Below are 6,131 nucleotides of genomic sequence, written 5' to 3'. Positions count from 1 at the left end.
CAAAGGGGGCGCCTCCTTAAATAAAAATCCTTTATGTATTGTACAACATGGACTGTTTTATTTGGCTGCGCTACAGAATGTTTTTGACTTTTTATAAACTTTGTTGATATTTCTATTACAACATTTCATTTAAATGATAAAAATGATAGAATTGAAACGTTGAGCGTAAATCTCTTTAGAATTTATAGTCCTTTAATGGATCGAAGTTCCGCGCCATGAACTGTTAAATAATAAAAGATAATCCAGGGTGTGATCTTGTATGTTAAAAGCAAAAAAGATCCCCGTCAGTGATTTAGAAAAATTCAAAGGGATTGTGGCCGAGGATGTCGTATCAAAAGCTAAGGCACTTATATTGCCTAGAGGTTCAAATCTTTCTTGGTTAAGCAATGTAGCAAAGAAAAATTTGATCGCAAAGCTCAAAGCAGAAGGGATTGAGTATATAAGCGTTTACTCGAGCGATGTTGACCTGCAGAAAAATTTTTTTAGTCAAGGTGCGGAATATAAAGAAAAATTAGACGTACCGGTCAAGCGAATCGACCGAGAGTTAGCAAATCAAACTATGAAGCAAATCGGCGATCTTTATCAGAGGATAGCTAGCGGCGAGGACGCCAGAGACTTGTACGATTCTCTCATAGTTACAGGACATATCTTAACGCAAGAGATTTTACAATCGGATGCTATAACTTTATCCCTGATCAAGGTGAGGGAAAAGGACGAATATACTTATGTACACTCCTTTAACGTTGCATTGCTTGCCGGTTTTTTGGCGGCAAGGTTAAGCAGAAGGGATAAAAAGTTAGTAGAAAAAATTACGATTGGCGGCTTAGTTCACGATATTGGCAAAGCTTTGATCCCCCTTGAAATTCTTAACAAACCCGGACGTTTGGACGATAGGGAGTACGCAATAATGAAAGCTCACCCCGTTTATGGCTTTAACCTTGCGAGGCAAAACGGCATAGAGGACCTAGTGGTACTTTCCATCATAAGGTGGCATCATGAAAGGGTAGATGGCAAGGGATATCCCGATGGACTTACAAGAGATGCTATCCCCCTTGTTGCTCGGATCGCCGCTGTGGCTGATGTATTTGATGCCGTTACGACGGACCGCGTCTACAGGACTGCTGAATCTCCTTATAATGCCATCTCCTTAATATTTATGGGAGCAAACACTCACTTTGACCCTGAAGTGGCAAGGGAATTGATATTGGCTCTTGGCTTATATCCGCCAGGCACTGTAGTCGAGTTGTCCAATCAAAGCACCGCAGTCGTAATTGCGTCCAATCATGGCGACATGATTCGACCGGTCGTTATGGTTCTCTCGGACTTTAACGGCGTGTTCCTTGAAGAAAAACACGTTATTAATCTAAAACAAGCGCCCGGTCTCTATATAAAAGGAGTGATAGGCAATTTTAGTGAATAAATAAACAAAGGGCTTATAAAAATTCTCTTGAAAATAACGGCAAAGCATGGTCAATTCTTATGCCTTTCGCTGCTGTCGTCCGCCACACAGTTGGCGGATTATTTTTTATGATTTTAACTGGCTTTTTCAACAGTTTCGATGGATGGAGTATTAAAAGAAGACTCCAGTTTTTTAAACAGATATAGCGATACTATAAAAGCCACGACAGAAGAAATGGGTTGACACCACCATATGCCATTGATGCCAAAAAGGGCGTTTAAGGTTACCGCAGCCGGATAACGAACCAGAATATTACGCGTAACCTGGGCGAATAAGTTGTAGTGTGTGTGCCCTGCACCCTGAAATACGCCGCCTATTATAATTGTCAGTGCAACTATGGGATAGCCAGTTGTGGAAGCTCTTATGGAGGCCGTTGAATAGAAGGATGTCAGGCCGTCCGGCTTGAAAATGGACAAAAAGAACATGGGAAAGATATATAACAAGATACCAATACTGCACATCAATGTGGCAGACCATTTAGCCGCAAAGAGAAATCCGGCCTTAACCCTGCCGTAATCGCCCTTGCCTAAATTGTAGGCGACGAAGGGAACTAAAGCTGCATTGAACCCAAAGACCACAAGGAAGGCGATATCTTCTATTCGGTTGCCAAGCGCCCATCCGCTTATTGCCGCTTCCCCGTATTGGGAAAGCATCCTGTTGAGCAAAGCTGCCCCGACGGAAAAACTGATCTGGGATAGGGAAAGCGGAAGCCCTATGGCTAAAACATTGCGCCACGTGGGAACCGTGTTTCTTTCAAAACTAAACTTGGGATGTATTTCGCTATGCTGCTTCAGCTTTGAAACGGAGTACAGCAAGGTCAGCAACCTGCCTATGAGCGTTGCAAGCGAAGCGCCGCCTATTCCCAAGCCAAAGGTGAAGATGAACAAGGGGTCCAAGGCTATATTCACCGCATTTCCTATCAGCAGGCTGTACATGGGCACTATGGCATTCCCCTGGCTCCGGTAAACGGCGTCAAGAAGCAGGCTACATGAAGCTACAGGAAAAGACCAAATTTGCCAAAACAGATACTTGTTTAGGTGTACCATTGCCTCAGGGCTCGCGCCCATGAAGGCGAAGAAAGGATCCTTGATGCTTGGGATTAAAAGTATGCATGGCAACAGGGATATCATGAAGACGAGGGAAAGGGTAGCATTTGCAAGGTAGCGTCCGCGATAAAGTTTTCCCATGCCCAAGTTCCTGCTTATGAGCGTTGTCGCTCCGATAGTACAACCGCTCATCAAGGCATACTCCACGAATATAACGGGCAACATGAGCGACATTGCCGCCAAGGGTACGGTCCCCAACCAGGCCACGAACATTGTGTCCGCTATATGAAATACCGTATGTCCCAGCGTCGCGATGATGGAGGGTATCGCAAGGCTCCACAGCACATGCGGTACAGGGTCTCTTCCCATGTCCACGTTTACGGTCTTTCTGCGCTGCACATTTATTCTCCTCGTATTTTTATATATAACTTATATATCATTATACATATCATATATAATGACATATGATATCATTTGTAAAATTTTAGGATGACCCTTTCTGAAGCAATTTGAAAGGGTCATCGCCCTCTGATAGAACAAAGTTATCATGAACCCAAGCTATCGAAAGTTCAGCGATGACCCCCCTCGCTTAATTACCTTGATGGGCGTAATTAGGCTAAGTTAGGAAATAATAATATATTTGCAAATAACACAGAGAACTTTAATGTATTCTGTAATGAAAAAATCAAGAAAATAAATCTGGAGGTAAAGAAATGAATTATCACGATGAAAATAGAACAAGGGGACACTGGTTGAGCAAGCCGCCCCTAAGTATGGGCTGTGGAGTTGTTCTGCCAATTCTGATTTTGGCCGTTGTGTTAGGTTTCATTCCCCTTGTACGTTTTTATACGGATTTTGTTTGGTACGATGCTTTAGGCTACGCTGCGGTGTTTTGGAAAAGGTTTTGGCCTCAATGGTTGTTATTCGGCTTCGTTTTTATCCTTTCCCTAGGTATTGTCAGGTTTAGCTTAATGCGAGCAAGGAAGACTGCTTTAGAGGCTGTGGTATTTTTCGATTCTCCCTTAAACCTACCGCGAGTTAAGATGATAATCAATGCATTTGCTTTGGTCGTTGCCCTAGCTCTGGCCTTCGGAGCAAAAGATCAATGGGCGATGGTTTTGAGGTTTTTAAATCGAATGCCCTTTGACGTAAAAGATCCAATTTTTAATAAGGATATCGGATTTTACGTATTCCAGTATCCTTTCTATAGATATGCACAAAGTCTTTTAATAAAGATTTTCTTGGTTTCACTCGTTGGTACAGCTTTTTTATATTTTATCGCTAGATCTCAGGGAAGTATCGATATGGATTCCTATAGACAAATCCCACTTTCTCCCCACGAACGCTTGCACCTAGGTGTTTTGGGTGGTATTTTATTGCTCTTACTCGCGTTGGGATATCGGTTCGATCGCTACGAACTCCTCTTTTCCCCTCTAGGTGTTGTCTTCGGAGCAGGGTACACTGATCTTCATGCCCGTTTATTAGCCTATAACGTGCTTGCCATAGCCGTCGCCGTCATTGGGCTTTTCCTTCCCATTGCTGCTAAACGCAAGACCTGGAAGTTTGTAGGTATCTTGATAGGAGTATGGATCGTTGGAACGGTGGGCTTGCGGGGTATATATCCTGGAGTAATTCAAAGATATGTAGTAGAACCCAACGAATTTCAGAAGGAAAGCCCCTACATAAAGCATAACATCTTAGGCACGCAACTCGCTTACGGACTAGACGATGTAGTGGTGAGCAATATCACGCCCAAAGACAGAGTGACGCTGCAAGATTTTGAGGAAAACAGAGAAACAATAGAAAACATAAGGTTGTGGGATTACGGACCTTTACTTCGAAGCTACAAACAACTTCAGGAAATAAGGACATATTACGAATTTCCAGACATCGACATAGATCGTTATTACTTTCATGGCGAGGTGCCCAGGCAGGTGATGCTCGCCGCAAGGGAATTGGATGTTCGACAGCTTCAAAATCCCACCTGGGTGAATATGCACCTCGAGTTTACCCATGGTTATGGCATAGTAATGAATCCGGTTAATGAGGTAACCCCTACGGGGTTGCCCGTATTTTACGTTCAAGACCTGCCTCCCAGGGCAACCGTTCCGCTTTCCATAGAATATCCTCAGATATATTACGGAGAAATGACCGATTATTACGTGTTAGTCAAAACGACCGTTCAGGAGTTTGACTATCCTGCGGGAGACGTGAACGTCCGCTCCACCTACCAAGGCAAGGGAGGAGTTTCCATTAGTTCTTTATTGCGTAGGCTGGCGTTTTCTGTGCGCTTCGGGGATACGCAGATTTTATTTACCGATGCAATCACTCCGGAAAGCAGGATAATGTATTACAGAAACATTTATGAACGCGTGAAACGCATTGCTCCCTTTTTACTATTCGACCAAGATCCCTACTTGACAGTGATGAGCGGAAGGCTGATCTGGGTGATAGATGCTTACACGATTACCGACAGATATCCTTACTCTCAACCCACCACTCTGACGAAGAAAACCGGCAAGGTGCGTTTTAATTACATTAGAAACAGCGTAAAGGTGTTAGTCGACGCCTACGACGGTAGCGTGGAATTTTACGTGTCCGATCCGAAGGACCCTCTGATTCTCGTTTGGGATAAGATATTTCCCGATCTATTTAAGTCCCAGGAAGAAATGCCCCACGACTTGGTTCTTCATCGACGCTATCCGATGGATCTTTTTCAAGTGCAAGCTCAAATATTTGCCGTATATCACATGTCGGATCCAAATACATTTTATAACAGGGAAGACGTCTGGTCATTTCCTACGCACGAAGAATCCCAGGCGTCGCCTTATTATATCGTCACAAAACTAAAAGAAGCAGAAAGGGCAGAATACGTCTTGGTTACCCCATATCTTCCCTTTGGAAAGAACAACATGATCGCCTGGCTAGCGGGGCGTTGCGATAGAGACACTTACGGTCAATTGGTGGCTTATGTATTTCCGAAGCAGAAACTGATTTACGGTCCTCAGCAAATAGAGGCATTGATAAATCAACATCCCGAGATATCGGCGCAGCTTTCTTTGTGGAGCCAAAGAGGCTCGGACGTAATATTCGGAAGGTTATTGGTGATACCGTTGGGCGATTCTATTTTATACGTACAGCCTCTTTATTTAAGGGCCGAAAACAGCGATCTTCCAGAGCTGAAAAGGATTATCGTTTCGGCCGGTGGCCGCGTTGTATGGGGAGAACGCCTCGATGATGCAATTAGCGATTTATTTGAAGTTCGAGAAAGAAAAGAAAGTGTAGTGGCAGAATCGCCTTCGTACGTATCGGAAGGTTTGGTTGAGCCTGACGATTTAAGGGAATTGGTAATATTGGCTACAGAGGCTTACAACGAAGCCCAGGAGGCGTTGCGAAGGGGCGATTGGGCAGGTTATGGCGAGGCGCTAAAACGTTTGGAAGAATATCTCAATCGACTTAACAATTTGACAAATCCTATGCATGAGAATGGCGACAAAGATGGATAAAGAGTTACGTATGCTGTCATCTGTAAAATTTGGGATGACCCTTTCTGAAGCAATTTGAAAGGGTCGTCGCCCTCTGATAGAAGAAAGTTATCATGAACCCCAACTACCCACGAGACAGCA

Annotated in this window: 3 protein-coding genes; 2 read left to right on the top strand and 1 reads right to left on the bottom strand. The window is 43.8% G+C overall.

Translation table 11 applies throughout. From position 1 onward, the window contains the following. Window positions 1–259: 259 nt before the first annotated feature. A complete protein-coding gene (locus Q7P41_RS04400) occupies window positions 260–1,420 on the top strand; it encodes an HD-GYP domain-containing protein (RefSeq protein ID WP_303882428.1) in 1,161 nt (386 codons plus the stop codon). 113 nt (window positions 1,421–1,533) lie between these two features. Here the strand turns inward: Q7P41_RS04400 and Q7P41_RS04395 are convergent, their stop codons facing one another. Next, entirely contained in the window at window positions 1,534–2,904 is a 1,371-nt protein-coding gene (locus Q7P41_RS04395) for an MATE family efflux transporter (RefSeq protein ID WP_303882427.1), read from the bottom strand. A gap of 314 nt (window positions 2,905–3,218) precedes the next feature. On the opposite strand from Q7P41_RS04395, the gene Q7P41_RS04390 reads away from it, so the two are divergent. Beyond that, on the top strand, window positions 3,219–6,011 hold the full coding sequence (locus Q7P41_RS04390; protein WP_303882426.1) for a UPF0182 family protein: 2,793 nt from the start codon (window positions 3,219–3,221) through the stop codon (window positions 6,009–6,011). Window positions 6,012–6,131: the final 120 nt, after the last annotated feature.

It is taken from the genome of Acetomicrobium mobile (assembly GCF_937920065.1).
The sequence above is the reverse complement of the archived record's forward strand: the minus strand, read 5'-3'. Positions and strand labels throughout refer to the sequence as shown.